A 26,479-nucleotide genomic window follows, 5' to 3' on the forward strand; every position below is an offset into this window, starting at 1 on the left:
AGTTGGCGGCGGATTTCGGGGTGCTCGGCGCGGTGGAGGCCCGGATCGACGGCCGGCTGGTCGTTCTGGGGCACGCTCGGCAGCGCTCTGTGCTGGGGGTGCTGCTGGTGGAGGCGGGCCGGCCGGTCACGGTCGACCAGTTGATCGAGCGGGTGTGGGGCGAGGAACCCCCGCAGCGGGCCGCCGGCGCACTTTACAGCTATCTGTCCCGGTTGCGCCGAGCCGTCGCCGACGCCGGTGCGGTGGGCATCGATCGCCGGCCCGGCGGATACGTCCTGACCGCCGACCCGCAGACGGTGGATCTCCACCTCTTCCGCCGGCTCGTCACGCTGGCGCGGGCCACGGATGCGGACCGTTCGGCCACCGAGCTGATCGAGCAGGCTCTCGGCCTGTGGCGCGGCGAACCGTTCGCCGGCCTGGACACCCCGTGGCTGAACGCGATGCGCCGGTTGCTGCTCGGTGAACGGTTCGCCGCCGAGCTCGACCGCAACGACGTGCTGCTGCGGCTGGGCCGGCACGGCGAGTTGCTGCCCGCCCTGGCCGCCGCCGTCGATGAGCATCCGCTGGACGAACGGCTCGCCGAGCAGTCGATGCTCGCGCTCTACCGGTGCGGCCGTCAGGCGGACGCCGACGAGCAGTTCCGGCGGATCCGGCGCCGCCTGGCCGACGATCTCGGCAGCGATCCCGGCGCCGGGCTGCGCCGGCTGCACGAGCGCATCCTCGCCGCCGATCCGGCCCTGGCCGCCCCGGTGCCGGAGACCCGCGCCCCGGGCGTTCAGCTCGCGATGCCGGCGACGATGCCGGCGCAGCTACCCGCCGACGTGCGCGCTTTCACCGGCCGTACCGGTGAACTGGCCGCGCTGGACCGCCTGCTGGCGCCGCCCGAGGGCGATGAGCCGCCGCTGACGGTCGCGTTGCTCTCCGGCACGGCCGGGGTGGGCAAGTCGGCCCTGGCCGTGCGGTGGGCGCACCGGGTCCGGGAGGCCTTCCCCGACGGGCAGCTGTACGTGAACCTGCGCGGTTACGACGCCGAGCAGCCCGTGGCGGTCGCCGACGCCCTGGCCGGGTTCCTGACCGCCCTCGGCGTCCGGGGACCGGAGATGCCGCTGGGCACCGACGAGCGTGCCGCCCGGTACCGCTCCGAGCTGACCGGCCGCCGGATGCTCGTGCTGCTCGACAACGCGTCGTCGGTGGAGCAGGTCCGGCCGCTGTTGCCCGGCACCGGATCGTGCCTGGTGCTGATCACCAGCCGGGACTCGCTGCCCGCCATGGTGGCGGTGCACGGCGCGGAGCGGGTCAGCCTGGATCTGCTTCCCCTGCCGGACGCGGTGGGCCTGCTGCGCCGCCTGATCGGTGCCCGGGTCGACCGCGAGCCGTCCGTCGCCGCCGACCTGGCCGCCGCGTGCGCCCGGCTGCCCCTGGCGCTGCGGATCGCCGCCGAGCTGGCCGCGGCACGCAGTGACGTCTCGCTGACCGAGCTGGTCGCCGAGCTGGGTGACCATCAGCTGCGGCTGGACCTGCTCGACGCCGGTGGTGATCCGCGAGCCGCGGTCCGTGCCGTCTTCTCGTGGTCGTACCAGCACCTGCCCGCCGACGCGGCCCGGGCGTTCCGGCTGCTCGGTCTGCATCCGGGCGACAGTGTGCACGTCGCGGCCGTGGCCGCGCTGACCGGCACCGATCCGGGCGAGGCCCGGCGGCTGCTCGGCGTGCTGGTCCGGGCCAGCCTGGTGCACATCGGCCGGGGCGGCCGGTACGCCATGCACGACCTGCTGCGGGCGTACGCGGCGGAACTGGCGACCGTGCACGACCCCGCGCCGGAACGCCGAGCCGCCCTGACCCGGCTGTTCGACGACTACCTGGCCGGGGCCGTCGCGGCGATGAACGTCCTCCATCCGCAGGAGCCGGTGCTCACCGGCGACCCGGATGCCGCCCGGAGCTGGATCGAAGCGGAACGGCCGAACCTGGCTGCCGCCTGCACGTACGGTGCCGCCCACGGCTGGTACCGGCACGCCATCGCCATCGCGGCGACCATGTTCCGCTATCTCGACGCCGGTGGGCCGGTCGCCGAGGCGGTCACCGTGACGGCGGCCGCCGTGGCCGCGGCCCGGGCCGACGGCGACCGTGCCGCCCAGGCCCGGGCACTGTCCGATCTGGGCCGGTTGCACCGGCGGCAGGGCCGCCTGCACGATGCGGCCGAGACCTACCGGCAGGCCCTGCTCCTCTACGCCGACCTCGGCGAACGCGCCGCCGAGGCGGTGGCGTTGCGCAACCTGGGCAGCGTGCACTGGCGGCTGGGCGACTACCGGCAGGCCGCGGAGCACTACCGGCGGGCCTGGGCGCACTACCGGGAGCTGGGCGACGAGGCCGGGCAGGCCGACGCTTCGGTACGGCTCGGCCTGGTCGACGGCCGGCTCGGCGACGAGGCGCAGGCGACGGAGCGCCTCCGGTCGGCTCTGGAGCTCTTCACGCGGCTCGGCGACCGGTTCAGTGAGGCGTACGTGCTCTCCCTGCTCGCCCGGCTCTCCGGGGGACCGGAGCAGCTCGCCCGGGCCGCCGTCCAGCTGGAACAGAGCCTCGCCGCCGGCCGGCAGGCCGGCGACCGCACCGCGGAGGCGTACGCGCTCACCGACCTCGCCGCGGTGTACGCCCGTGACCGCCGGTTCGCCGAGGCGGCCGGTCACCTGCGTCAGGCGCTGGTCCTGCACCGGCGGATCGGCGACCGGGCCAGCGAGGCCGAGGCGCTCAACGACCTGGGCCAGGTGCTGCGGGCCGCGGGCGAGGCGGCGGAGGCGCGCACCCAGCACGAGCAGGCGCTGATGCTGGCCCGGGAGATCGGCGACCGGTACGAGCAGGCCCGTGCGCACGACGGCATAGCCGCCACGACCGACGCCACCGAGGACTGCCGGCCGCACCGGGATCTCGCCCGGCGCCTGTTCGCCGAGCTCGCGGTGCCCGCGGCGCCCGGCCTCGGCCTCCCGGCGGTGGCTCCCGGCGGGTAGTCAGATCCGGCGCACGCCGTCCACCCACAGCACCGTGACCGGGCAGCCGCGGCTCCGGGCGTACGTGACGATGTCCGCCGTGCCGCCCACGCCGCGGGCCGGACGGCCGTCCCAGACGGCGAAGAGATGGTCGCAGCGATCGACCAGGGTCTGGCCGGCGGCGAGGTACGCCTGCTCGCTGGGCCGCGGGTACGGCATCGTGACCACCGTCGCCGCCGCCCGCCTGAGGTCCTCGAACCGGGCCCGGCTCTCCGCCCCGCTCAGTGAGCAGGCGTAGCCCTCGCACGGCAGGATGACCTCGAGGGTGCCGCCCGCCGCCAGCACGTGGGCGGCGAACAACTGGTCGGCGCCGTCGGCGAGGTTCGACAGGCCGCACAACTCGGCGCCGGCCGGCAGCACCCGGCGCCAGTGATCCTGCGCGCAGTCGACGATCTCCGGCGGGAGAATCTGATGACCGGTGACACCGAACCGCACCACGACCCCCGTACCAAGGCTCGCCGACTCTGCAGAAGCACCATGACGATACGGTCTCCCGCCTTTCCCCGGGGAGTGCGGGCATGGACAATCTGTCGTCGCTGGACATGCTGATCGCCGGGGGACCGTGTCATGACCTTCAATGGGTTCATCTCGTACAGCCACGCTGCCGACGGGCGCCTCGCGCCGGCCGTGCAGCGTGGTCTGCACCGGCTCGCCAAGCCGTGGCACCGCCGGCGAGCCCTGTGGATCTTCCGGGACCAGACCGGCCTGTCGGTGACCCCCGCCCTGTGGTCGTCCATCCAGACCGCGCTGGACGGTTCGGAATACTTCGTGCTGCTCGCCTCCCCGGAGGCCGCGGAGTCGCCGTGGGTGAACCGGGAGATCGAGCACTGGATCGCCACCAAGACGGCGGACCGGATCCTGCCGGTGGTGACCGACGGGGATTGGGACTGGGACCGGGAGCGGCACGACTTCACCGCGGACTCGACGGCGGTGCCCGCGGCGCTGCGCGGGGTGTTCACCGAGGAGCCGTTGTTCCTCGATCTGCGCTGGGCGCGCGGCAGCGAGCATCTCAGCCTCCAGCATTCCCGCTTCCGCGACGCGATCGCGCAGCTGGCGGCCCCGATGCACGGGGTCAGTAAGGACGAGCTGGAGGGCGAGGACGTCCGGCAGCACCGCCGGGCCCGCCGGCTGCGGTCGGGGGCGGTGGCCACGCTGGTCCTGCTGACGTTGCTGGCCTCGGTGACCGGGATGTCGGCGGTGCGCAACGCGGAGCGGGCGAGGGCCGCGGCGGCCGAGGCGCTGCGTCAGCAGCAGGTGGCGGAAGTGCAGCGCGGCAGCGCCGAGCGGTCCGCGCAGGAGGCGCTCCGGCAGCAGGAGCTGGCGAAAGAGCAGCAGACTCTGGCGCAGCAACAGCGGACCCGGGCCACGGAGGCGGCGGCTGCGGCGGACGAGGCCGAGCGGTTGGCCCAGGAGCAGCAGAAGCTGGCGGACCAGGCCGCGGTGGAGGCGCGCCGGCAGCAGCGGCTCGCCGACCGGGCCGCGACCCGGACGCGGGAGCAGCAGCGTCTGGCCGCGGAGGCGTCGGAGCGCGCGCAGCGGCTGGCGAAGGAGGCGCAGCGGCTGGCGAGGATCGCGGAGGAGCAGCGGCGGCTCGCCCGGGTGGCGGCTGCCGAGGCGGCCCGGCAGCAGGCCAAGGCCGACGAGCAGCAGCGGATCGCGGTCAGCCGGCGGTTGATGGCCCGGGCCAAGACGTCGGTCGTCGAGGACCCGAAGACCGCGCTGATGCTCGGGGCGGCCGCCCACGTGCTGCGGCCCGACGCCGAGAGCCACAAGGAGCTCGCCGGCGTGGTCACCTCGACGAACTATGCCGGCACGCTCAGGAACGTGACCTCTACCGCGTACGCCCGCGACGGCGTCCTGGCCGCCCTCGGCACCGACGGGCGCGTGACGCTGTGGAACGTGGCCGACCGGCGCAACCCGGTCCGGCTCGCCGCCCTGCGCGACCCGGCCGCGACCGCCGGATCCGTGCTGTTCAGTCCGGACGGCAAGACCCTGGCCGTGGTGGGCGCGCAGGACAAGGCGGTCCTGTGGGACGTGGCCGTGCGGACCCGACCGGTCCGGCTCGTCACGCTGCCGAACGACGGCACCGTCCGCTCGATGGCGTACAGCGCGGACGGCCGGACCTTCGTCACGGGCGACCGGTCGGGGATCACCACGCTGTGGAACACCGGCGACCGCACCGCACCCATCCTGATCACCGAGCTGGACGGCTTCGTGCCGTACCCGGTGGAGGATCTCGCGTTCAGCCCGGACGGACGCACCCTGATCGTGGACAAGGGACGGTTCGTCCCGGTCTACGACATGACCGACCCGCTGGATCCGGTCTCGTTGCGCGGCGTCGTCGGCTTCGGCGGGTCCCCGATGGTGTTCACCCGGGACTCGTCGAAGCTGATCGTCGGCGACTACGACGGCACGGTGGCGTTCTACGACATCGAGGCGCGCCGGGTCGAGAAACAGGCCGAGAAGCAGGTCCGGGTCATGGACGACGACAGTCCGCAGCCGCCGCCCATGCCGCCCGACGAGCCGGACTGGGGCGCCTACGACCGGGTGACCAGCCTCGGCGGGAACATCACCGCGCTGGCGCTGAGCTCGAACGGGAAGATGATGGCCGCCGGTGACGTCGACGGCACGGTGACCGTGTGGGACGGCCGCACGGTGGTCTCCAGCATGCGGACCAACGCCGCGATCAGCGCGGTGGGTTTCGCCCCCGGCGCCGGGACGCTGGTCGCCACCGACACGTCGGGGACCGCGACCATGTGGAACGTCGCGCCCCGGGGCGCCCCGGACCGGCTCGCCGCGCTGACCCTGCCGGGCGGGCCGCACCGGACCACCGTCTTCCGGCCGGACGGGGGCAGCCTGCTCGCCGCCGGCTCCGACGGCACGGCGAAGTCCTGGAAGGTGGCCAACCCCTCCCGCCCCATCCCGGGCGCCCCGGTGACCGTCCACAGCGGACCGGTCCGGTCGGTCGCGTTCAGCCCGGACCGCCGGACGGTGGCCGCGGTCGGTGCCGAGGACGGGCGGTTGACGGTCGCGGAGGTGGCTCGTCCGGCCCGGCCGACGGCGCTGGCCGTGCTGCCGGAGGAGGTGCGGGGGACGAACGTGATGGCGTTCAGTCCGGACGGGCGTACCCTCGCCGTCGTCGCCGATCCCACCAGGCTGATGCTGTGGGACCTGACCGGCCGGCGCCCCGCTCTGCGGGCCACGGTGAGCGGTGGCAGCTTCGGGGCGGCCATCGCCTTCAGCCCGGACGGGCGGACTCTGGCCGTCGGGGGCGAGAGCCGGACGCTGACGCTGTGGAACGTGGCGGGCCGTTCCGTACCGGTCCGGCTGGCCACCCTCACCGGTCACAGCGACTCGGTGGAATCGCTGGCCTTCACCCCGGGCGGTCGCACCCTGGCGAGCGCCGGCTTCGACGCCACGACGATGCTGTGGGACGTCACCGACCGCGCCCGCCCGCACCGGCTCGCCGTCGTGGGCGGTCACGACCGACCGGTGAGAGCGGTGGCCTTCAGCCCGGACGGGCGCACGATGGCAACCGGTGGCCGGGACGAGACGGTGGTCCTGTGGGACACCGCGAATCCGGCCACGCCGATCCGGGTCGCCTCGATCCCGTCCGGCCTCGGCGGCGAGGTGCGCGCCCTGGTGTTCCGGCGCGACGGGCGCACCCTGGCGGTCACCGGGGAGTCCTCCCGCACCAGCGCCACCGTCACCCTGTGGAGCTACGCGAAGCTGAACAGCCTGCGGACCGACCCGGCCGGCTACGCCTGCGCGATCACCGGCCGCGGCCTCACCGCGAGCGAATGGGCCCGGTACGTCCCCGAGCTGCCTTACCGGCGCACCTGCCGCGGCTGACCCGGCTCCGGCCGGATCACGGCCTCGGTCAGGAAGGCCGGTCGAGGCCGGCGCGCCGGGTCCGGAGGAAGGCCCGCTCGGTCTCGTTGCCGGCCAGCGCGATCGCCTCGTCGTAGGCGGCCGCGGCCTCCCGCGCCCGCCCGAGCCGGACCAGCAGATCAGCACGGGTGGCGGGCAGCAGGTGGTAGCCCGGTAGCTCCAGGTGCTCCAGCGCGGCCAGCGCCAGCGCCGGCCCGTGCACCTCGGCGACCGCGACTGCCCGGTTCAGCGCGACCACGGGGGTCGGTGCCAGTGCCTGGAGCTGGTCGTAGAGGGCCAGGACCTGCTGCCAGTCGGTGGCCGGGCCGTCGGTGTGCACGGCGTTGATCGCCGCCTGGATCTGGTACGGGCCCGGCCGGTTGCGCCGCAGGCACCGGCGGACCAGGTCGTGGCCTTCGGCGATGAGCGCGTGGTTCCACAGTGACCGGTCCTGGTCCGGCAGCAGCACCAGCTCGCCGGCCGGGCTCAGGCGGGCGGGCCGGCGCGCCTCGGTCAGCAGCAGCAGGGCGAGCAGGCCGAGCACCTCCGGCTCGTCGGGCATCAACGTGGCGAGCTCCCGGGCCAGCCGGATCGCCTCCGCGCACAGGTCCGTCCTGATCAGCGAACCGCTCGTGGCCGCGTACCCCTCGTTGAACATCAGGTAGAGCACGGTCAGGACCGGCGGCAGCCGGTCCGGAAGCTCCTGCTCGGCCGGCACCCGGTAGGGGATGCCGGTGTCGCGGATCTTCTTCTTGGCGCGCACGATCCGCTGGGCGATGGTCGCCTCCGGCATCAGGTACGCCCGGGCGATCTCCGGCACCTCCAGGCCACCGAGCAGGCGCAAGGTGAGAGCGGTCCGCGCGTCCGGGGCGAGCGCCGGGTGGCAGCAGGTGAAGATGAGCCGAAGCTGGTCGTCGCGCACCGGTCCCACCTCCTCGGGTTCGTCGTGCTGGTGCAGCAGCAGCGCCTGGGCGTGCCGGGCCTCGCGGGTGGACTCCCGGCGGAGCCGGTCGATGGCCCGGTTGCGGGCGGTGGTCACGATCCAGGCGCCGGGGTTCGGTGGCAGGGTGTCCCACTTCTCCAGGGCCACCGCGAACGCGTCCTGGACGGCCTCCTCGGCGAGGCTGATGTCGCCGAGGAGGCGCACGAGCGTCGCCACGCAGCGGCCGTACTCCGCTCGGTAGACGCCGTCCAGGTCCATGGTGCCGGGCCGCCCGTTCAGCTTTCCGGCTCGTCTTCGAAGGGCCGCACCTCGACCGGTCCCATGCAGGCCTCGGAGCACTTGGCCGCCCAGCTGAGCGCCTCGTCGAGATCCTTGCACCGCAGCACCCAGAACCCGCCGAGCTGCTCCTTCGTCTCGGCGAACGGGCCGTCGGTCATGGTGGTCCGGCCGCCCTCGGCCCGGACCACGGTGGCGCTGTCCGCCGGCAGGAGGCCCCCGCCGAAGACCCAGGCTCCGGTGGCCTGCAGCTCCTGGTTGACCTTGTCGACCTGGTCGTAGGCCCTCTGCATGTCCTGCGGCGACGGGGCCGGCGTGCCCTCGACCATGTGCACGGCGAGCATGTACTGCTTCATGATTCTTCCTCCGGTGGATAGACAGGTGAAATGGTGACAGAGCCGCGGGGTGATGTCGCCGGATCAGGCGGACAGGCGCCGGGCGACAGCGGGGATCACGATCGCGGCGGCGACCAGGTGGGTCAGCATCAGCAGCGCCTTGGTGGCCGGCGCGGCGTCCACGATCACGTCCGGGACCAGCGACAGCGCGGTCAGGATCACGGTGGTCCGGACGAAGGCCCGCCGCGGGTGCCGGGCCGTGCGGGACAGCACCGCGGCCAGGACGAGGCCGACGACCGAGAAGACGGCCGTCAGTACGCCGAATCCGGAAACCGGGATCGGTGCGCCGCTCACGTCGAGGCTGATGCCCGCGGCCTCACCGGCGGCGGCGACGATCATGGTGGCGGCACCGGCAGCCGCGGTGGCGGCGAGTCCGACCCCGATCGAGGCGACGACGCTCGAACCGGCGGTGCGGGTGGTCGTCGGGGTGGTGGCGATGGTGGTCATGGTGCCCTCCGGCGGTCCGCGGGCCGGCTCCGTGCCGGCCTCTCACCAGGGCTACGAAAGGGCCCCGCCCCGATCGACGACTCCGCCGGAGATTCTCGGAACTTTTTTCCGGCAGTGCCGGCCGATCATCGCGACGCCGCGAATTTAGCGAGGCGTTCCCGATCCTGGACGACGACTCCGTGCCTGGTCACGGCCACGACGCCGGCCTCGGTGAGCCGGCCGAGCGCCCGGTTGACGGTCACCCGGCTCAGGCCGAGCACCCGGGCCAGCTCTTCCTGGGATCCCCGCCAGACGATCCGGCCGGCCGGCTCCTGCGCGTGCAGCCAGGCGGCGACCTGAGCCACCGCCGGCAGCGTCACGGCTCCGGCCAGGCGACGCCGACCGGTCATGACGTCCCCCGCGAGCTGCCCGAGGACGTGGGTGCGTACCGACGCCTGCTCGTCGAGGAGCTGCAGGAAACCCGACCGCGACAGCAGCCGCGCGGAGACCGCGGTGACAGCGACCAGGCCGGTCGTCGGCGTACCGGTGTCCAGGGTGGCGGGTTTGTCGGCGATCGCGGGCCCGGTCCACCGGTGGGTCCACACCTGCCGGCCCGAGGCCGCGACGTGCACGGCCGCCACCGTGCCGGACAGCAGCAACAGCACGGTGCTGACCGGCTCGCCGGCCGGGCGGATCAGCGCGCCGGCGTCGAAGGCCGCGGGGCTGCTCCGGCGGGTGAGCGTTCGCAGCTCGTCCGGCCCGAGCCGGCCGAACGCCGGGATGGATCCCAACGAGGTCATGTATCAAGTGATACAGCGCTGCCCCGCCGCCCCGGCCTACCGTGCCGGCATGTGGATCCTCGAGCTGGCTTTCACCGCCGCACCCGAACGCCTGGCCGCACGAGCGCAGCATCGCCGCCGGCTCGCCGCCCTGCACGCCGACGGAGTGGTCCGGATGGCGGGCCCGTTCGCCGACGACGAAGGGGCGCTGATCGTGGTGGAGGCAGCCGACCGGCGCACCGTGGACGAGCTCATCGCCGCCGACCCCTACTTCACCACTCCGGGCGTTGCGGTCACCCGGATCCGGCAGTGGCACCCGTTCCTCGGCGCACCATCTCGGTGATCCAGATCGGCGCGAACGGCGACGTGCAGTTCGGCGGGGTCGGATAGTCCTTGAGCACCTGCAGCCGCTCGCCGATGTCGATCGCGCGGGCGCGGTGCCCGGCGTGTTCGATGCCGATCTGGGCCAGGCAGTGGTTCATCGCCCATTGCAGGCGGTCCGGGGCGCCCTTCATCCCGGCCTCGATGACGTCGAGCAGCCCGGCGAGATCCAGACCCGCCGGCTTCTTCGCCACGCGTTCGGTGGTCAGCGCCCAGCCGGCGCTCGCGACCACCGGGTCGGGATCGGCGAGCCAGGCCCGGCGCAGTTCCTCGGCGTGCGGGTTCTTCTTGACCACGTAGTTGACGAGCCAGTCGTGCACCTTCGGGGTACGCGCCCGGCGCAGCATCACGTCCAGCTCGTCCCGCTCGAACGCCTTCGGCCGGCAGATCAGCAGCGCCAGCAGCCTGGCCGCGGTGTCACCGGTCTCCCACAGCTGCCGGGCGAGGTCCGGCTGGACCTTCAGCTGCTTGGCCAGCGCGCGCAACTTGGTGAGGTTCACCCCGTGATCGTCACCGTGTCTCTCGTTCACCTCACGTGCCCTCGGGTCCTCGAGCGCGGCCAGCTCGGCCATCACCTCGGCCACCGTCGTGTCAGCCACCCGGGCCTCCCGTCCTTCGCGTGGGAGCCTCAGCCTACGAGCCGGGATCGGTGCGGCGCCCACCCGGCGCATGATCTGATCGGTCCGCGCTGATCGGGCGCTGCCGGGCTGCCCCGCGTCAGGATCGATCTCGAAGGGAGGCCCCGTGATCTCGGCTCTCAACCGGCTGGTCGACCTGGTCGAACAGCACCTCACCGAGGAGCTCGACCTCAGCGGGCTGGCCGGTGTGCTCGGCACGACGGAGTACCACCTCCGCCGGATGTTCTCGTCGCTGGCCGGCATGCCACTGTCGGAGTACGTGCGCCGGCGGCGCATGACCGTCGCGGCCGGCGACGTGGTGCGCGGCAACGACGATCTGCTGAGCATCGCCGTCCGGCACGGATACGGCTCCACCGAGGCGTTCGGCCGGGCGTTCCGGGCGGTCCACGGCACCGGGCCCGGCGAGGTCCGGCGGCACGGCGGCCCCCTTCGCACACAACCACAACTCAGGTTCCGCCTGACCGTCGAAGGGAGCATCCCCATGGACACCCGCATCCTCGACCGGCCCGCATTCCGGCTCGTCGGATACGCCGCCCGCGTCCCCCTGCTGCACCGGGGCGTCAACCCGCACATCCAGCAGCACATCACCGCGCTGCCGCAGCAGGAGCACGGCCGGCTCAAGGCCCTCGGCAACACCGAGCCCGAGGGCCTGCTGCAGGTCAGCGACGACGTCGACCCGGACGGCGCCGAGGGCAGCGAGCTGACCTATCTGCACGGCGTCGCTGTCTCCCCGGACACCGCGGTGCCCGAGGATCTCGACGCCATCGGCGTACCGGCCGGCAGGTGGGCGGTCTTCCGCACCACGGGTCCGCATCCGCAGGCTCTGCAGGAGGGCTGGGCCGCGACCGCCACCGAATGGTTCCCGTCCAACCCCTGGCAGCTCCGGCCGGGTCCCTCGATCGTCGCTGTGCTCGAACGCGCGGCCGACTTCAGCACCGCGACCTGCGAACTGTGGCTGCCGGTCGAACCGGCGTGACCCGGGTGCCTACAGCGTGAGCATCGCCGCGGCGACCTCGTCGGCGGCGGTATCGGGGATGCTGGTGGCGGCCCGGTCGAGCACGAGCAGCCGCGCGCCGGGGATCTCGCGGGCGAGGGCCTCGCCGTTGCCCAGCGGGAAGAACGGGTCGCGGCGACCGTGCACCACGAGCGTGGGCACCGCCAGCTCGGGCAGACGCTCGCGCCAGCGTGGCGTGCAGTCGAGCTTGGCGAACACCATGCCCAGCTGATTGGCCATCTGGACCGCGGGCTGCGGGCCCGGCGTGCGGTCGTAGACCCGCTCGGCGGTCGCGCGGGCCGCGGCCGGGTCGTCGCCGAGGATCTCCGCGCGGATGGCGGCGCTCTGCGCCACGGCGGCGCGGTCGGACCAGTCGGGCAGCGGGACCGCGAAGGCCCGGCGCATCGTCGCCGCGTCGTGGTCGGGCAGGTCGTCGTCGACCGGGCCCGGCGCCACGGGCCGGGTCCCGGCCAGGGTGAGCGCCGAGAAGGCGTCCGGGTGGTCCAGCGCGGCGACCTGGGCGACCATGCCGCCGACGCCGATACCGGCCAGGTGCGCCGGGCGGTCGTCGAGCCCGCGGGCGAGCGCGGCGGCATCGGCGGCGAGGTCGCGCAACGTGTACGCCGGCGCGTCGGGGTCGACGGTTGCCGACGCGCCGGAGTCGCGCAGGTCGTAGCGCACGACATGGCGTCCGCCGTGGGCGAGGGCCAGGCACAGCGCGTCCGGCCAGGAGAGCATGGTCGTGCCACCGGCGAGCAGCACCAGGGGTGCCGCCTCGTCACCGAAGTGCTCAACCCCGAGCGTCACGCCCTCCGGTGTGCGGAACGCGGAATGCATCGCTCGTCTCCCCTCGCCGCCGACCTGCACGACTGTGGTGGTCGATCAGAACGGGGGCGCGTCCTCGCCCATCAGCGCCAGGGTGACGCCGCCTTTTCCGGTCTTCAGGCTCTGCACCACGACCTTGCCGGTGCGGCCGTCGGGCAGCTCCAGCGTGAACGTCTTGCCGACCGCATTCTTGGGGCCGTAGCCGGCGTCGTTCGCCGGCCGGAAGTCGCCCGCCCAGGGCGGGACACCGCCCCGGCGGCTGGGCTCGGCGAAGAGCGCGGCGGTGCCGGGGGTACGGGTGCCGTCGGCGGCGACGAGCGTTGAGGAACTGCGAAAGGTAGCCATATGCGTCAAGGCTAACCGAGCAGGCCGGTCCGTGGGGAACGCCGCCCGGTCCGGTTGCCGGACGACGGTTGATGATCACTCAGCGTGGCATCGACTCTCTACTATGCCTGGGGTCGCGGCACCGCCGCCGCGAGCCACCGTCAGAAGGGTCGTCCGTATGCCACTGAAGGCGCACCGACTACTGACCGCAGCGCTGGCCGGCATAGTCCTGGCCACCGTCGCCGCCGCGCCCGGGTCGGCCGCACCGGCCGCCGCCGAGCGCACCAGCAAGGCGGAGAGCCGCCGGGTCGATGCCGTGCCCACGCCCAGACTCGGCTGGTACAAGTGTTACGACATCGCCGAGTGTGCGACCGCGCAGCTGCCGCTCGACTACGACAAGCCCAAGGGCGCGACCACCGAGATCGCCATTCTCCGGGTCAAGGCCAAGGACCAGAAGCGCAAGATCGGCAGCCTGTTCCTCAACCCGGGCGGTCCGGGTGGATCGGCGACCGACTTCGCGCTGTTCGCGCCGTACTTCCTCAGCGACTCGCTCCTGCAGCGCTTCGACATCGTGGGTGTCGACCCGCGCGGCATCGGGGCCAGCGCGAACCTCCGCTGTTTCAAGTCGGTCAAGGACCAGACCGCGGTCCTCGATCTGCTGAACGTGCCGTTCCCGGTCACGAAGACCGAGGAGCAGCGGTACGTGAAGGGGTCGAAGCAGTTGGGCAGGGCCTGCTCCACCACCGGCCGGCCGCTCGCCGGCGCGATGTCCACCGCCGAGGTGGCCCGCGACATGGACGTCATGCGCCGCGCCGTGGGTGACCGCAAGCTCAACTACCTGGGCTTCAGCTACGGCAGCGCCCTGGGCCAGTACTACGCGAACATGTTCCCCGACCGGTTCCGGGCCCTGGCCGTGGACGGCGTGCTCGACCCGACCGACTGGGTGGGCAGCACCCGGGAGATCCTCGACCAGCGGCTGCGCTCGTCCGACGGTGCGTACCGCGCGTTGATCGAGATCCTGAAGCGCTGCGACAAGGCGGGTGAGAAGTTCTGCGTCTTCGCCGGCGGCGACCCGGTCAAGAACTTCGCGACCATCGCCCGCGAGCTGCGCGCGAAGCCGCTCGAACTACCCGACGGCGCGGGCGGCACGATCACCGTCACGTACGCGGTCTTCGTCAGCGCGATCCTCGGCTCGCTCTACGGCGTCGACGCCGGCCAGGTGGTCACCGAGATCGCCGCGGAGGTCTGGGCGGCACTGCGCGGAGGCTCGACGGCCGCGCTGACCGAACGGGCCCGGGAGGCCCGGGCGACCAAGCGGGGGTACGACTTCCCGTACCAGAACGGATTCGAGGCCAGCAGCGCGGTCATCTGCACCGACGGCCGGCACCCGGCGGACGCCGGACTCTGGCCGGCCGCCACTGCCCGGCGCGACCAGCAGGCGCCCTACTTCGGCCGGGCCTGGGGCTGGATCGACAGCCAGTGCGCGCACAAGACGTGGACGGTCCAGGACGAGGACGCCTACCGCGGGCCGTTCACCCGGCGGACCGCCGCTCCGGTGCTGGTCGTCGGCAACTTCTGGGACCCGGCGACGAACTACCGGGGAGCCGTCACGTCGAGCCGGCTGCTGCCGAACTCGCGGCTGCTGTCGAGCAACAACTGGGGCCACACCGCGTACGGCTCGGGTGTGTGCGCCACCACCGCGATCGACAACTACCTGCTGACCGGTACGCCGCCCGCCAAGGGCACGGTCTGCACGGACTCGGTGCAGCCGTTCACCGAGCCGCTGCCGCCGGCGGGGGAGGCCACCACGCTGTCCTCGCCGACCGGTAAGCAGCGTCCGCCGGTCGCCACGCTGATCCCGGAGTCGGTGCTGACGCCGCAGCAGTGACCGTTCGTGGGCGGGGTGGCCGCGGCTGCCCCGCCCACGCGGGCCGGGGCCGCCGAGGCGTGCCAGGATCTGGCCATGGTCGAGCAACGCCCTCGCAAGCGGGCCTCCTACCACCACGGCGATCTGCGCGCCGCTCTCATCGGGGCCGGGATCGATCTCGCTCGCGAGGGCGGCCCGCAAGCCCTGGTCCTGCGGGAAGTGACCAGGGTCGTCGGTGTCGCGCCCAACTCGGCCTACGGTCACTTCCCGACCCTGACCGCCCTGAAGAAGGCGGTCGCGCAGCGGGCCCGCGGCGACATGGCCGTGGCCATGAAGGCCCACCTCGACGGCGTGGCCCCGGCCGAGCCCGCCGACGCGCGGGAGGCGGCGACGACCTACCTGCGCGAGGTCGGCCGGGCCTACGTGCAGTACGCCCTGACGGAGCCCGGACTGTTCCGCACCGCGATGGGCGGCGACCCCACCGGGATCCGAGTTCCCGCGGCGCCCGCCGACACGTCCGGGGACGAGGACGACCGGCCCAGGCCGAGGGCCTTCCTGGAGCGCGCGCTCACCCGGCTCGTCGAGGTGGGCTGCCTGCGTCCCGAGGACACGGGCAAGGCCGTGACGGCCAGCTGGGCCACGGTGCACGGTTTGTCGATCATGTTGCTCGACCTGCTGCCGCAGCTGACCGCCGAGGAGAAGAACATGGCCATCGACGACGCTCTCGCCGTGCTCGTGGCGGGACTGATCCGGCCCTGACGGACGCCGGCCCCTCGTTGCTCACCCCGCCGCTGTTCGCCGCTCTGGCCCCGGCCCGCAACGTCCTCATCGCCGGTGCGGGCGGCGGCCTCGACGCGGCGGTGAAGCTGGTGACCTGGCCGACCATCGTCCACGGCCAGATCGCCGCGGCCACCAGGGGCGCCTTCGGGGACGTCCAGTTCACCCGGCGCACCAGCGGCAGCACCCTGTTCGTCAATCCGCTGACGGCCATGTACTTCACGGTCGACCTGGACAAGCTCGCCGCCCGCTGCCTGTACATCGACCGCATCGAGAACGCCTGGGGCCGGCGTCAGGTGACCGGGCGCATCGAAGCGTTCCGCAGCGAGATCTCGCCCCGGATCCCGCGCGTCTTCCCGCAATGACCACTGTGGTGGGTCAGCGCCGGCCGACCAGGTCGCCCACCTCCGTACGGGACGAGACGCCCAGCTTGCGCAGGATGTTGGAGACGTGCACGGCCGCGGTCTTCGGTGAGATGTAGAGACGCCGGGCCAGTTCCGTGTTGGTCAGCCCGTCGCTGATCAGCACGGCCACCTCCCGCTCGCGGGGCGTCAGCGCGGCCGGGCCGGTCACCGCGGGCGGTGCGTCGGCCGGGGCCATGCCCAGCCGGGCGCGTACCCCGGCGAGCTGGTCCACCCGCCAGCCCCGCCACCCGGACAGCAACGACGCGGCCGCCCCGGCCTGCGCGGTGGCCTCCTCGCGGCGGTCGGCGGCGAGCAGGCAGCGGGCGGCGCCGACGTGGACGGTGCCGCGGTTCGCCGGCCCCAGGATGTGCGCGTCGGTGATCGAAAGGTAGCCGGCCAGCGCCTCGGCGTGCCGGCCGCGCGCCTCCGCGAGCTGGGCGTCGACGAGCGTCCGGTAGGCGTCCCACACGTCCTCGTCGAGCAGTGCGGCGGCCATCCGGTCGAGCTGGTGCGCCGGCAGGCCGATCCGCAGAGCCGCGGAGATCAGGTCGTGGGCCTGTTCCCCGCTGTGCCAGTTCTCCTCGTTCATGACGGTGACGAGCTCGTCGAGGGTCGCCTCGGCGCGGGGCAGGTCGCCGCGGCGGCAGGCGAGGTTGAACGCCAGGCCGGGGATCGTGGTCGGCGGATTGTTGGGCAGCGCGGCCAGGTCGGCGATGAGCTGCTCGACCCGGTCCAGCTCGCCGGCCTCCAGGTAGAGCCCGGCGAGGAAGACCCCGTGGTAGTCGGCCCAGCGGCCCCGGCGCCGGTAGCCGCGGTCCTGCTCGCGTCCGTTCTCCAGGGCCGCGATCGCGGCGTCCAGGTCGCCGGCCCGCAGTGCGAGGCGGGCCCGGCCCTGGAAGTACGTGGCCACGGCGAGCGACTCGAAGCCGGCCCGTTCGGCGTCGGTCCGCATCCGTTCCAGGGTCTCGGCGTGCTCGGCCGGCGAGGTGGGCGGCTCGCCGTGCACCAGGTTGTTCAGGGCGCGGGCGGCCAGCACCCACTCGCCCGCCTTCTCGGCCTCGTCGACCAGGCCGGACAGGATCTCCCGGCCGGCCGCGGCGGTCTGCGGCCGTTCGGTGAGGGTGGAGCCCTTCTCCAGCAGCGCGGCGAGACGCACGGCGGGCAGGTCGAACTCGTCCGCCAGGGCCAGGGCACTGTCGGCCCAGTGCAGCGCGGCGTCGGGGTCGTCGCGCAGGTACGCCGACTGGGCGATCGCGGTCATCGCCCGGGCCTGGTCGGCCCCGGGCGGCAGCTGCGCGATCAGGGTCTCGATGTCCTGGGTGAGGGTGCGCATCTCGGCGGTCTCCCGCGACTCCCAGGCGATGCGGACCAGCAGGTACAGCGACTCGGCCCGGTCGGTCGTGGTGCCGGCGAGGTCCCGCCAGCGCCGGCCGTACCGCAGGGCGTCGTCCAGCAGACCCGCCAGCCACGCCGCCCGGGCCGCGGCGGCCAGCAGCTCGGTGTCGTCGGGCACCTCGTCGAGGCCCATCTCGGCCAGCTGCAGGGCCTGGTACGCCGAGCCGATCGAGAGGTAGAGCGCGGCGCCCCGGCGGGCCGCGGCGATCATGTCGTCGTACCGGCCGGCGCCGCGGGCGTGGTGCGCCACCATGGCCGGGTCGGAGCCGCCGGCGCCCGCGACCGGGCCGGCCGCGCCGCGCAGCAGGACGTCGAGGGCCGCCTCGTGCAGCCGGCGGCGTTGCCGGCCGAGCATCTGATCGGCGATCGCCTCGCGGACCAGGGCGTGCCGGAACGCGAACTCGTCCTCGCCCGACTCGACCAGCACGCCCCGGGTGACCAGGTCGCGCAGGGCGGCGATGAGCTCGTCCTCGCCCGTTCCGGTCACTTCGGCGAGCAGATCGAACGGGATGCGGTGGCCCAGCACGGTGGCCGCCTCGACGATGCGGTGGCTGAGCGGCTCGAGGTCGTCGACCTGGCGGCGCAGCACGTCGGCCAGGCTCCACGGCAGCGGCTGCTCGACCAGGGCGTCCACGTCGTACCCGGGCAGGGCACGCAGCAGCTCCTCCAGGAAGAACGGGTTGCCGCCGGTGCGGTGGTGCAGCGCCGTCGCGGCGCGCAGCGGCGCGGGCGCGCCGGTGGCTGCCGCGAGCAACGCCGCGGTCTGCGCGGGGGTGAGGCGGTCCAGGCGTACGTGGGTGACGGCGTGCCGGCGTTCCATGCGGGCCAGCAGTCCCGCCACCGGCCGGCGGCGGGTCACCTCGTCCGGCCGGTACGTGCCGATGAGCAGCCGGGGCCCGCGCTGGTCCGCGATCCGCTCGAACAGCGCCGCGCTCTCCGAGTCGGCCCAGTGCAGATCCTCGAAGACGACGACGGCGGGGGAGTCGCCGATCAGGTCGGCCAGGATGGCCAGTCCGGTGTGCAGGCGCTCGACCGGGCTGCGCCGCGGGTCCGCGAGGGCCGCCAACTGTTCCTCGTCGACTTCCGGGTGGCCGTCGATGGCGTCCAGGAGCACCTCGTACGGCCGGGACAGCGAGCCGGGCTCCGCCTGGCCGACCAGCACCACGGTCGCCGCCGGCACGGTCGCCAGCAACTCGTGCACCAGCCGGGTCTTGCCGATGCCCGGCTCGCCGGCGATGAGGGCGACCGCCGGCTCATGCGCCGAAGCGAGCTGCGCCAGCCGGCGCAGCTCGCTCTCCCGCCCGATCATCACCGGGCCGGCACCGCCGCGGATGGTTCGCACGACGCCAGGGTACCGGTGGGCTGTCCGCGGACGGCCGAGGTTTTCCGGGCCCTGCGGGCTCTGCGGGCCCGCCGGGCGCTGGTGAGCAGGCGCTCCCGATCCGCCTCGGCGATCAACTCACGGTGCCGGTCGTTCGCCAGGGCCAGCAGGAGGTCCGGGTGCATCATCATGGCTTCTCTCCTCGTCAACCGGTGATGGATCAATCGTCGGCTGACGGGGGAGCTGTCACATCGGACGCGATCACCTATCTTGGCTGTCGCTCCGCTTTAGTGGGGGTACGCGGGCCGCCTAGGTATACCTACGAGCCTGCTCTCAGGTGCTGCTGATGGTGACGGTCTGTCCGGGGAAGTGTCCGCGTACCGCCTCCTCGACCATGGCTGCCGCGACCGTCCCCCGGCTCACCCGGCCGGGCAGGAATCGTCTCGGGGTCCGGTCCAGGGTCAGGGTGCGCCGGGCGGGGGTCGCCGGGCCGTCGGTCAGCAGGCCGGCGTGGAACACCGTTCCGCCCGTGGCGATGACCGTGGCATCGGCCGTGACCTTGTCGGGCAGCTCGTCGCGCAGGAAGAGCTTGATCAGGGCCCGGGTGAGCGGGCCGGCGACGTCGGCCGACGGTCCCGTGCCCAGCGCCCCGAGCCAGATGATGCGAGGAACGCCGGAGGCGGCGACAGCCTTGGCGCCGGCGGTGAGAACCCCGGGCGGAGTGCCTTTGGCGACACCGAGTCCGGACAGCACGACGTCACAGTCGATGACGGCCCGCTCGATCGATTCCGGGTCGTGCACGTCGGCCGCGGCAGTGGTGAGTCCGGGCCGGACAGGTATCCGTCCGGGCTGCCGGGCGATGCACGTCACCGCCAGCCCTCGGTCGAGCGCGGCAGTGACCATCAGGGTTCCGGTGGCGCCGGTGGCGCCGAGTACGGCAATACGCATGGCAGTCTTCCTCGATCACAGTGGAGGGTCAGAGCGTGTTCTGCAGGACGTCCAGGGCGGCGGCGTGCACACCGGGCGCGGCGGCCACGTAGCCGTTGCTGGTGATCTCCCACGGCTTGCCGTCGAAGTCGGTGACGACACCGCCGGCCTCCCGGACCAGCAGCAGCGGGCCGATGTGCGACCGCACGTTCTCGAACTGCCAGTGCACGTCCAGCCGTCCGGCCGCCACCTGGCTGAGCTCGCGCCCGACCGGCACCGACGAGCGGACGTACAGGGCGCGCTGCAGCATGGCGGTCATCGAGGTGCCGACCTGCCGGGCCACCACGGCCGAGTGGCCGGGGCGGGCCTGGCCGGTTCCGGTCAGGGCGAGGGCCAGGTCGGTCTTGGCCGAGACCGCCATCCGGGTGCCGTTGAGGAACGCCCCGCCGCCGTCGGCAGCGGTGAACGTCTCGTCGGACCAGGGCGCGTAGAGCACCGCGAACACCGGGTGGCCGTCGCGGACCAGCGCGACGCCGATGTTCCAGTCGGTCATGCCGTGGGCCAGGTTGAGGTTGCCGCCGACCGGGTCGACGACCCACCGGTCGCCGCCGGCCAGCGGGCCGGTGGCGTGCTCGTCCTCCTCCCAGCCGGAGCCGGGCAGCGCGGCGAGCAGGGCGGGCCGCAGCAGGTCGGCAACGGCGCCGTCGTGGCGCCGCAGGCTCCTGAACAGCTCGTCCTCGGTCGCGACGCGGTTGCCGGGGGCGAAGTAGCCCCGCAGGCGGGCGCCGGCCTCCCGGACCAGATCGGTGGTGGTGGAGATCAGGTCATCGGTCATGATCTGAGTCTTGGCCGTACCCAGAGATAAGTACAGTGCACTCTCTTTAAGCTAACGTTTACCGGCATGCAACTGGATCTGAATCTGCTCACCACGCTGGACGCCCTGCTCGTCGAGGGCAGCGTGCGGGGAGCGGCCGAACGGCTGCACCTGTCGTCGCCCGCGGTCAGCCGTTCGCTCGGCCGGATCCGGAAGCTGACCGGCGACGACATCCTGGTGCGGACCGGCCGGACGATGACGCCGACCCCGTACGCCATGGCCGTCCGTGAGCAGGTCAGCGGGCTGGTCCGGCAGGCCGGCGCGGTGCTGGCCCCGAGCCGTGATCTGGACCTGGCGACGCTGGAGCGCACGTTCACGCTGCAGTGCCACGACGCGCTGACCACGGCACTCGCGGCGCCGCTGCTGGCCGCGATCGCCGAGCGGGCCCCGGGCGTACGGGTGCGGTTCCTGACCGAGACGGCGGTGGACACCGACGACCTGCGGCACGGCCGGGTGGACCTGGAGATCGGCGCGACGGCCCCGGAGCTGCCGGAGATCCGGACCGAGACCGTGGGCCACGACCGGCTCGTCGTGGTGCTGCGCGCCGATCACCCGTACGCGGGGAGCCTGGGCCTCGAGGCGTACGCGGCTCAGCCCCACCTGCTCGTGTCCCGCCGCGGCCGGCTCAGCGATCCTGTGGACGAGCAGCTCGAAGCGCACGGCCGGCACCGCCGGGTGCTGGCCGCGGTCGGCAGCACCGCGACAGCCCTGCACATCGTCGGAAACAGCGACGCTGTCGTGACCGTGCCGGAGGTGATGTGCCGGCCGCTGATCACGGCCTTCGGGCTGGGCGTCGCACCGCTGCCGGCCCCGCTACGGCTGCCGCCGGTGCCGATCGTGGCCAACTGGCATCAGCGCTACGACACCGACACCGGCCACGCCTGGCTCCGTGACCGGACCCGCGAGGTGCTGAGCGCGGTCCTCGGGGGCCTTCAGCCGAGCTCTTCGGCCAGCCCGACGATGATGCCCTCCGGGCCGCGGACGTAGCAGAGCCGGTAGGCGTCCTCGTACTGCGCCACCTCGCCGACGAGCTCGGCGCCGTGGGCGAGCAGCCGGGCGACCACCTCGTCGATGTCGTCGACGGCGAACATGATGCGGCGGAGACCCAGCGTGTTCGCCGGGGCGATCCGGGGCCCGGCGCCGATCGCCTTCGGCGTGTGGAACATGGCCAGCTCGACGCCGCAGTGACCGTCCGGGGTCCGCAGCATCGCGATGTCCTGCTTGACGCCGGCGATCCCGATGACCTGCTCCACCCAGGGGCCCTCGACCGGCCCCCGGCCCTGCAGCTCCAGGCCGAGTTCGACGAAGAACGCGATGACCGCGTCCAGGTCCTCGACCACGATGAGGACGTTGTCCATCCGCTGGATCGTCATGCCGGTCTCCTCGCTGCCGGACGGCCGAGATGGCCGTCTCCGCCCCGGGGACGCGGCCGCCACGCCGTTCTCGACATCCGCGCCGGCTTTTTCAGCGGGAGTGCGCCGAGCGGGTCGCGTGCAGGGACGCCAGCAGCTGCAGCCGGTCCGCGTCGGCGCTGCCCGGCTCGGCGGTGAAGATCAGCATGACCGGGCCGGGGTTGCCGGGCAGCGGATAGGTGTCCCAGTCCAGGGCGATGTCGCCGACCTCGGGGATCGAGAAGGTCTTGGTGCCGCTGACCGACTCGCGGACGTCGTGGCGGGCCCACAGCCGCCGGAACTCGGCGCTGCGGATGCTGAGCTCGCCGACGATCGCGGTGGCGCGGGGATGGGTTGGGTCGGCGGCGACGGCGGCGCGCATCATGCCGATGTAGTCCAGGGCCTGGCGCTCCCAGTCCGGGCAGGTCCGGTCGCCGGTCCGGGTGTCGTCGAACATCAGCAGCAGCATGTTGAGCCGGTCGGCCGGGTGGCCGGCCGGGTCGCCGAGCAGCGCCTCCGCCATCGTGTTCCAGGCCAGCAGGTCGAGGTGCCGGCCGAGCACGACCGCCGGGGTGTCCATCACCCGCAGCAGGCGACGGGTGCTGTCCGGCACCCGTTCCGGGCCGTGCTCGGGCCGGGCGGGCATCGGCCGGCGGGCGGCGTGGGCCAGCGTGAACAGGTGGCGGCGTTCCTCGTCGTCGAGCGCCAGCGCGCCGGCCAGCGCCTCCAGGACGTCGTCGGACGGGCGTACCTCCCGGCCCTGCTCCATCCGCTGGTAGTAGTCGGTGCTCAGCCCGGCGAGCAGGGCCAGCTCCTCGCGGCGCAGCCCGGTGACCTTGCGCCGGCCGCCGGGCTCCAGGCCGACGTCGTGCGGGCGCAGCCGGCTGCGCCGGGCGCGCAGGAAGTCGCCGAGCTCACGAGCGTACGGATGCGGGCTGCTCATGCCGCAAGTGTGCCGCGACCCGGACCGTCGTGGGTAGGTCTGCCGGACCTAGGCAGACGGGTACGACGGAACCGGCCCGGATCGCTCCTACCGTCGGCTTCCACGCATCGATTCCTCAGGAGCAGCAGATGACCGGATGGACCGCCGACCGCATCCCCGACCAGCACGGCCGGACCGCGGTCGTGACCGGCGCGAACTCGGGCCTCGGCCTGGTCACCGCCACCGAGCTGGCCCGGCGCGGCGCGCACGTCGTGCTGGCCGTGCGCAACACCGCCGCCGGCGCCGAGGCCGCCCGCCGCATCGGCGGCGACGTCGAAGTGCGGGAGCTGGACCTGGCCTCGCTCGATTCGGTACGCGGATTCGCCGCCAAGCTGGCCGCCGACCACCCCGCGATCGACCTGCTGATCAACAACGCGGGTGTGGTCCTGCTCGGCCCCCGCCGCACCTCCGCCGACGGCTTCGAACTGCAGCTGGCCACCAATCTGCTCGGCCATTTCGCGCTGACCGGCCTGCTGCTCGGCAACCTGGCGGCGGCACCCGCGGCGCGCGTGGTCAGCCTCAGCTCGATCACCCACAGGAACGCGCACCTGGACTTCGGTGACCTGATGTCCGAGCGGAACTACCGGGCCGCCGCGGTCTACGGCCGGTCCAAGCTCGCCACCACGGTCTTCGGCGTCGAACTGGACCGCCGCCTGCGCGCCGCCGGCTCGCCGGTCGCCAGCGTGCTGGCCCACCCGGGCATCACCCGCACCAACCTGACCCCGCGCGCCTGGGAGCACCGCGGCCGGCTCGGCCGGGTCATCGCCCGCGTCGGCCTGCTGGCCACCCAGCCGGTGGAGCAGGGCACGCTGCCCCAGCTGCGGGCGGCCACCGACCCTGGCGTGCGGGGCGGGCAGTTCTTCGGGCCGGCCGGGCTCTGGGAGACGCGCGGCCGGGTCACCGAGGCCCGGTTCAGCCGCGAGGCCACCGATCCGGCCGTCGGCGGGCGGCTCTGGGCGGCGGCCGAGGAACTGACCGGCGTCAGCTATCTCTGACCTGGTACCGCACGGCTCAGGGCAGCAGCCGGATGACGGCGGCGGGGCAGCGGTCGACCGCCTGCTCCACCGCCGGCCGTTGCGTCTCCGGCGGCTGTTCGTCGAGCAGCACCACGACAGCCTCGTCGGGATCCTGGTCGAAGACGGCCGGCGCGGTGAGCACGCACATCCCCGCGCCGATGCACTGGTCCCGTTCCACGACGACCTTCATGACCACGCCACCGGCAGCTCGGCGGGCCCGCGGACCACCGAGTCCTTCTTCCAGACGATCTCCTCCAGCGGCACCGCGACGCGCAGCCCCGGCGCCCGGCGGGCCAGCGTCCCCAGCACGGTGGTGAGCTCGATCCGGGCGATCTGCTGGCCGACGCAGGCGTGCGCGCCGTGCCCGAAACCCAGGTGGGCGCCCGGTTTGCGGGTCACGTCCAGCGTGCCGGCGTCCGGGTGCAGGGCGGTGTCGCGGTTGCCGGACTGCAGCGCCACCACCACGTAGTCGCCTGCTCTGATCGGCTGCCCGTGCACCTCGGTGTCCTCGGTGGCCTGCCGCAGCAGCCCGGCGCCGACACCCAGGTACCGCACCAACTCCTCGGCCGCCGAGGCGGCCAGCTCGGGGTCGGCGCAGAGCTTCTCCCACTGTCCCGGGGTGTTGAGCAGGCAGACCAGCCCGTACGTGATCATGGACGCGGTCGTGTCGAAACCGGCGATCAGCAACGCGCCGTTCATCTCGGTCAGCTCGGCGTCGGTGAGCGGGCGCGCGCTGTCCGCGCTGTGTTCGATCATCCGGCTGAGCACGTCGTCGCCGGGCCGGGCCCGGCGGGTGGCGACCAGCTGATAGAGGTACGCCCACAGCGGCTCGACCGCCCGGCGCAGCTCGTCCGGCGTGGTGGAGGTGGTGAACAGTGCGGTAGCCGCGTCGTGCAGCAGCTGATGCCGGTCGGGTGGCACGCCGATCAGCTCGGCGATCACCGCGGTGGTGATCGCGGTGGAGAACCGGCTGTGCAACGGATAGGGCTGCGGGGAGGCGAGCATGCGGGTGACCGCATCGTCGGTGATCTGCTCCACCAGGGGCCGGAGCTCGGCGAGCCGGCGCGGGTGCGACACCTGCGGTGCGAAGTTGCGCCGGATCCGGATGTGCTCCGGGCCGTCCAGCTGACTGAAGCCGCTGATCGGCGCGTCCGGTCCGCCGAATGCGCCGAGCACGTGGGCGGCCTGGCCGGGCCGGGTCGAGAAGCGGCGGCCGTCGCCGAGCACCTCGCGGACCCCGGCGTAATCGCTGACCAGCCAGGCGTCCAGGCCGGTGGGGCAGGCCACGCGGATCACCCGCGGGGCGGCGCGCAGCCGGGCGTACTCCGGTGGGGGGTCGAACGGCAGCTGGTCTTCCCCGGGCAGTGGCAACGCAGGCAGAGACATCCCCGAACCTCCACATTGTGTAGTCGGGGGAATACTCTACGCGGCTTCGACGAAGATCGATGTCCCTCGGTCAGTACCGGAACGGGTCGTACCCGTCGTTGTTGCAGGTGCGGCGCTGCGCGATGCAGTTCCGGACGCGCTGGTTCATCTCCCGTACGTCCCACATCACGAAAGCGTCGCCGTGCATCGACGAGGCGCTGCGGCCCGGCGGGTCGGAGGAGAGGTAGTAACCCGCTTTCGAGCCCTTGGCGCCGTACGCGATGTCGAACGTCAAGGCCGGGATCCGCACCGGGTGACCGGCCGGGCAGCCGGCCTCGGTCCCGAAGGCCAGATGCTCCTTGTGGTGCGGGCTGTCCAGGTTCCTGCCGTCCCAGCAGTCCGGGAACTGCATCATGTAGTGCAGGCTCGCCGGCTCGCCGCAGATCGGCCAGTTGCCGTTGTCGCTGCGGGCGTAGCCGTTGATGTCGCCGGGACCGTAGAAAGCGCAGTAGAACTGGCCCTGCGCACCTCGCGGGGTGGGCTGCTTCTTCTTGGCGTCACCGGCGACCATGCGCATACCGTTGGGCATCGGCACGACGCCGTCCGAGTTCTTCCGGATCGAGCGGTAGTAGACCCGGAATCCGGTGGTCTCGACCGGCTTGCGGGTGGCGGCCTCATAGAGCGTCGGCACCCAGTAGGCGGAGTGGTCCACGACCGGCTTGCAGGTGGTGGCCGTGAACTTCATCAGATCGGCGGCCTCGGTGTGGGCATCGACGGCCTTGTTGCCGACGAACGAGTGCATGTGCGAGGCGCCCGGGAGGCCGGGGAGGACGATCGGGTCGTCGGCCTTGCGGTGGCTGTACCGGCAGTCGGCCCGGAACTCCGGCAGATTGCCGGCGTCGCCCGCGGGTTCGGCCTTAATGGCTCTGTACGCGGCGAGCTGCGCCTGCCAGGCGGCCCGGTCGATCGGGATCCAGCCGGCCCGGGGAGCCGGCGCCGCTGCAGACGGTTTACCGGCCGACGGCTTACCGGCGGACGGTGAGGCTTTCGCCGAGCTGCCGGCGGAGCTTGACGCACTCGCCGCCGCTGTTGTCGATGGCGTCGCCGGGAGGCTCTGAGCCGCGGCGTGCGGCTGCGGGCGGGCGGAAGCCCGGGTGAGGCTCACCGACACGACCACCACGCTGATCACGGCAACGGTCACGCCGGCGACGGCGACGGCGAGACCCCGCGAGCGCCGGGCATGGCGACCGGGACGCGGCGGCGGACCGGCC

26 protein-coding genes are annotated in these 26,479 nt (G+C 73.3%); 9 read left to right on the forward strand and 17 right to left on the reverse strand.

Features of this window, described 5'->3' with window-relative positions:
• Positions 1-2 precede the first annotated feature (2 nt).
• Complete coding sequence (locus tag Aau02nite_RS28995) at positions 3-2,999, forward strand: AfsR/SARP family transcriptional regulator (RefSeq protein WP_212991759.1); 2,997 nt, start codon at positions 3-5, stop codon at positions 2,997-2,999.
• Here the strand turns inward: Aau02nite_RS28995 and Aau02nite_RS29000 are convergent, their stop codons facing one another.
• Positions 3,000-3,476 carry a hypothetical protein gene (locus Aau02nite_RS29000; RefSeq protein WP_246595526.1) on the reverse strand — a complete coding sequence of 159 codons (477 nt, stop codon included), beginning with the start codon at positions 3,474-3,476 and terminating at the stop codon, positions 3,000-3,002.
• A 129-nt stretch (positions 3,477-3,605) separates the two neighbouring features.
• On the opposite strand from Aau02nite_RS29000, the gene Aau02nite_RS29005 reads away from it, so the two are divergent.
• The gene (locus tag Aau02nite_RS29005; RefSeq protein WP_212991760.1) at positions 3,606-6,890 is read left to right on the forward strand and encodes a TIR domain-containing protein; all 3,285 of its coding nucleotides are present in this window, start codon (positions 3,606-3,608) and stop codon (positions 6,888-6,890) included.
• A gap of 28 nt (positions 6,891-6,918) precedes the next feature.
• Here the strand turns inward: Aau02nite_RS29005 and Aau02nite_RS29010 are convergent, their stop codons facing one another.
• From Aau02nite_RS29010 to Aau02nite_RS29025, 4 genes are all read right to left on the reverse strand, one after another.
• Entirely contained in the window at positions 6,919-8,109 is a 1,191-nt protein-coding gene (locus Aau02nite_RS29010; protein ID WP_212991761.1) for an RNA polymerase sigma factor, read from the reverse strand.
• A 17-nt stretch (positions 8,110-8,126) separates the two neighbouring features.
• On the reverse strand, positions 8,127-8,483 hold the full coding sequence (locus Aau02nite_RS29015) for a YciI family protein (RefSeq protein WP_212991762.1): 357 nt from the start codon (positions 8,481-8,483) through the stop codon (positions 8,127-8,129).
• Positions 8,484-8,546: 63 nt separating this feature from the next.
• The gene (locus Aau02nite_RS29020) at positions 8,547-8,969 is read right to left on the reverse strand and encodes a DUF6069 family protein (protein WP_281421051.1); all 423 of its coding nucleotides are present in this window, start codon (positions 8,967-8,969) and stop codon (positions 8,547-8,549) included.
• Between the two features lie 125 nt (positions 8,970-9,094).
• Positions 9,095-9,748 carry a Crp/Fnr family transcriptional regulator gene (locus Aau02nite_RS29025; protein ID WP_212991763.1) on the reverse strand — a complete coding sequence of 218 codons (654 nt, stop codon included), beginning with the start codon at positions 9,746-9,748 and terminating at the stop codon, positions 9,095-9,097.
• A gap of 49 nt (positions 9,749-9,797) precedes the next feature.
• On the opposite strand from Aau02nite_RS29025, the gene Aau02nite_RS29030 reads away from it, so the two are divergent.
• Positions 9,798-10,070, forward strand: coding sequence for a YciI family protein (locus Aau02nite_RS29030; RefSeq protein WP_212991764.1), 273 nt, complete (start codon positions 9,798-9,800; stop codon positions 10,068-10,070).
• Here the strand turns inward: Aau02nite_RS29030 and Aau02nite_RS29035 are convergent.
• Complete coding sequence (locus tag Aau02nite_RS29035; RefSeq protein ID WP_212991806.1) at positions 10,021-10,680, reverse strand: DNA alkylation repair protein; 660 nt, start codon at positions 10,678-10,680, stop codon at positions 10,021-10,023. The genes Aau02nite_RS29030 and Aau02nite_RS29035 overlap by 50 nt on opposite strands.
• A 172-nt stretch (positions 10,681-10,852) precedes the next feature.
• Between Aau02nite_RS29035 and Aau02nite_RS29040 the strand changes: the two genes are divergently transcribed.
• The gene (locus Aau02nite_RS29040; RefSeq protein WP_212991765.1) at positions 10,853-11,722 is read left to right on the forward strand and encodes an AraC family transcriptional regulator; all 870 of its coding nucleotides are present in this window, start codon (positions 10,853-10,855) and stop codon (positions 11,720-11,722) included.
• Between the two features lie 9 nt (positions 11,723-11,731).
• Here Aau02nite_RS29040 and Aau02nite_RS29045 read toward each other — a convergent pair whose 3' ends face one another.
• Both Aau02nite_RS29045 and Aau02nite_RS29050 read right to left on the reverse strand, forming a co-directional pair.
• Positions 11,732-12,577, reverse strand: a complete 846-nt coding sequence (locus Aau02nite_RS29045; protein WP_212991766.1) for an alpha/beta fold hydrolase — start codon at positions 12,575-12,577, stop codon at positions 11,732-11,734.
• A gap of 45 nt (positions 12,578-12,622) precedes the next feature.
• Positions 12,623-12,910 carry a hypothetical protein gene (locus Aau02nite_RS29050; protein ID WP_212991767.1) on the reverse strand — a complete coding sequence of 96 codons (288 nt, stop codon included), beginning with the start codon at positions 12,908-12,910 and terminating at the stop codon, positions 12,623-12,625.
• Between the two features lie 157 nt (positions 12,911-13,067).
• Here Aau02nite_RS29050 and Aau02nite_RS29055 point away from each other — a divergent pair, with 157 nt between their 5' ends.
• The 3 genes from Aau02nite_RS29055 to Aau02nite_RS29065 all read left to right on the forward strand — a co-directional run bounded on the left by Aau02nite_RS29055 (position 13,068) and on the right by Aau02nite_RS29065 (position 15,898).
• A complete protein-coding gene (locus Aau02nite_RS29055; RefSeq protein ID WP_212991768.1) occupies positions 13,068-14,777 on the forward strand; it encodes an alpha/beta hydrolase in 1,710 nt (569 codons plus the stop codon).
• A 75-nt stretch (positions 14,778-14,852) separates the two neighbouring features.
• Entirely contained in the window at positions 14,853-15,515 is a 663-nt protein-coding gene (locus Aau02nite_RS29060) for a TetR/AcrR family transcriptional regulator (protein ID WP_212991769.1), read from the forward strand.
• Positions 15,516-15,532: 17 nt separating this feature from the next.
• On the forward strand, positions 15,533-15,898 hold the full coding sequence (locus Aau02nite_RS29065; protein WP_246595528.1) for a hypothetical protein: 366 nt from the start codon (positions 15,533-15,535) through the stop codon (positions 15,896-15,898).
• Positions 15,899-15,911: 13 nt separating this feature from the next.
• On the opposite strand, the gene Aau02nite_RS29070 is transcribed toward Aau02nite_RS29065, so the two are convergent.
• The 4 genes from Aau02nite_RS29070 to Aau02nite_RS29085 form a co-directional block, all read right to left on the reverse strand.
• Positions 15,912-18,674: an ATP-binding protein gene (locus tag Aau02nite_RS29070; protein WP_246595529.1), complete on the reverse strand. Its 2,763-nt coding sequence runs from the start codon at positions 18,672-18,674 to the stop codon at positions 15,912-15,914.
• Positions 18,641-18,844, reverse strand: a complete 204-nt coding sequence (locus Aau02nite_RS29075; protein ID WP_212991770.1) for a hypothetical protein — start codon at positions 18,842-18,844, stop codon at positions 18,641-18,643. Before Aau02nite_RS29075 ends, Aau02nite_RS29070 begins: the two co-directional genes overlap by 34 nt.
• 142 nt (positions 18,845-18,986) lie before the next feature.
• Entirely contained in the window at positions 18,987-19,601 is a 615-nt protein-coding gene (locus Aau02nite_RS29080) for an NAD(P)-dependent oxidoreductase (RefSeq protein WP_212991771.1), read from the reverse strand.
• A gap of 28 nt (positions 19,602-19,629) precedes the next feature.
• A complete protein-coding gene (locus Aau02nite_RS29085) occupies positions 19,630-20,415 on the reverse strand; it encodes an inositol monophosphatase family protein (RefSeq protein ID WP_212991772.1) in 786 nt (261 codons plus the stop codon).
• Positions 20,416-20,481: 66 nt separating this feature from the next.
• Here Aau02nite_RS29085 and Aau02nite_RS29090 point away from each other — a divergent pair, with 66 nt between their 5' ends.
• Positions 20,482-21,441, forward strand: coding sequence for a LysR family transcriptional regulator (locus tag Aau02nite_RS29090; RefSeq protein ID WP_212991773.1), 960 nt, complete (start codon positions 20,482-20,484; stop codon positions 21,439-21,441).
• Here the strand turns inward: Aau02nite_RS29090 and Aau02nite_RS29095 are convergent.
• Both Aau02nite_RS29095 and Aau02nite_RS29100 read right to left on the reverse strand, forming a co-directional pair.
• Positions 21,387-21,827 (reverse strand): VOC family protein, encoded by a 441-nt coding sequence (locus tag Aau02nite_RS29095; protein ID WP_212991774.1) that lies wholly within the window; start codon positions 21,825-21,827, stop codon positions 21,387-21,389. The two genes, Aau02nite_RS29090 and Aau02nite_RS29095, sit on opposite strands and share 55 nt — an antisense overlap.
• A gap of 91 nt (positions 21,828-21,918) precedes the next feature.
• Positions 21,919-22,788 (reverse strand): helix-turn-helix transcriptional regulator, encoded by an 870-nt coding sequence (locus Aau02nite_RS29100; RefSeq protein ID WP_212991775.1) that lies wholly within the window; start codon positions 22,786-22,788, stop codon positions 21,919-21,921.
• 128 nt (positions 22,789-22,916) lie between these two features.
• Here Aau02nite_RS29100 and Aau02nite_RS29105 point away from each other — a divergent pair, with 128 nt between their 5' ends.
• Complete coding sequence (locus Aau02nite_RS29105) at positions 22,917-23,822, forward strand: oxidoreductase (RefSeq protein ID WP_212991776.1); 906 nt, start codon at positions 22,917-22,919, stop codon at positions 23,820-23,822.
• Positions 23,823-23,838: 16 nt separating this feature from the next.
• On the opposite strand, the gene Aau02nite_RS29110 is transcribed toward Aau02nite_RS29105, so the two are convergent.
• From Aau02nite_RS29110 to Aau02nite_RS29120, 3 genes are all read right to left on the reverse strand, one after another.
• Positions 23,839-24,033: a ferredoxin gene (locus tag Aau02nite_RS29110; RefSeq protein ID WP_212991777.1), complete on the reverse strand. Its 195-nt coding sequence runs from the start codon at positions 24,031-24,033 to the stop codon at positions 23,839-23,841.
• Positions 24,030-25,229 (reverse strand): cytochrome P450, encoded by a 1,200-nt coding sequence (locus Aau02nite_RS29115; protein ID WP_212991778.1) that lies wholly within the window; start codon positions 25,227-25,229, stop codon positions 24,030-24,032. Before Aau02nite_RS29115 ends, Aau02nite_RS29110 begins: the two co-directional genes overlap by 4 nt.
• Positions 25,230-25,299: 70 nt before the next feature.
• Positions 25,300-26,409, reverse strand: a complete 1,110-nt coding sequence (locus tag Aau02nite_RS29120; protein ID WP_212991779.1) for a DUF1996 domain-containing protein — start codon at positions 26,407-26,409, stop codon at positions 25,300-25,302.
• Positions 26,410-26,479: the final 70 nt, after the last annotated feature.

Source organism: Actinoplanes auranticolor (assembly GCF_018332655.1).
In the GTDB taxonomy this organism is placed as follows: Bacteria; Actinomycetota; Actinomycetes; order Mycobacteriales; family Micromonosporaceae; genus Actinoplanes; species Actinoplanes auranticolor.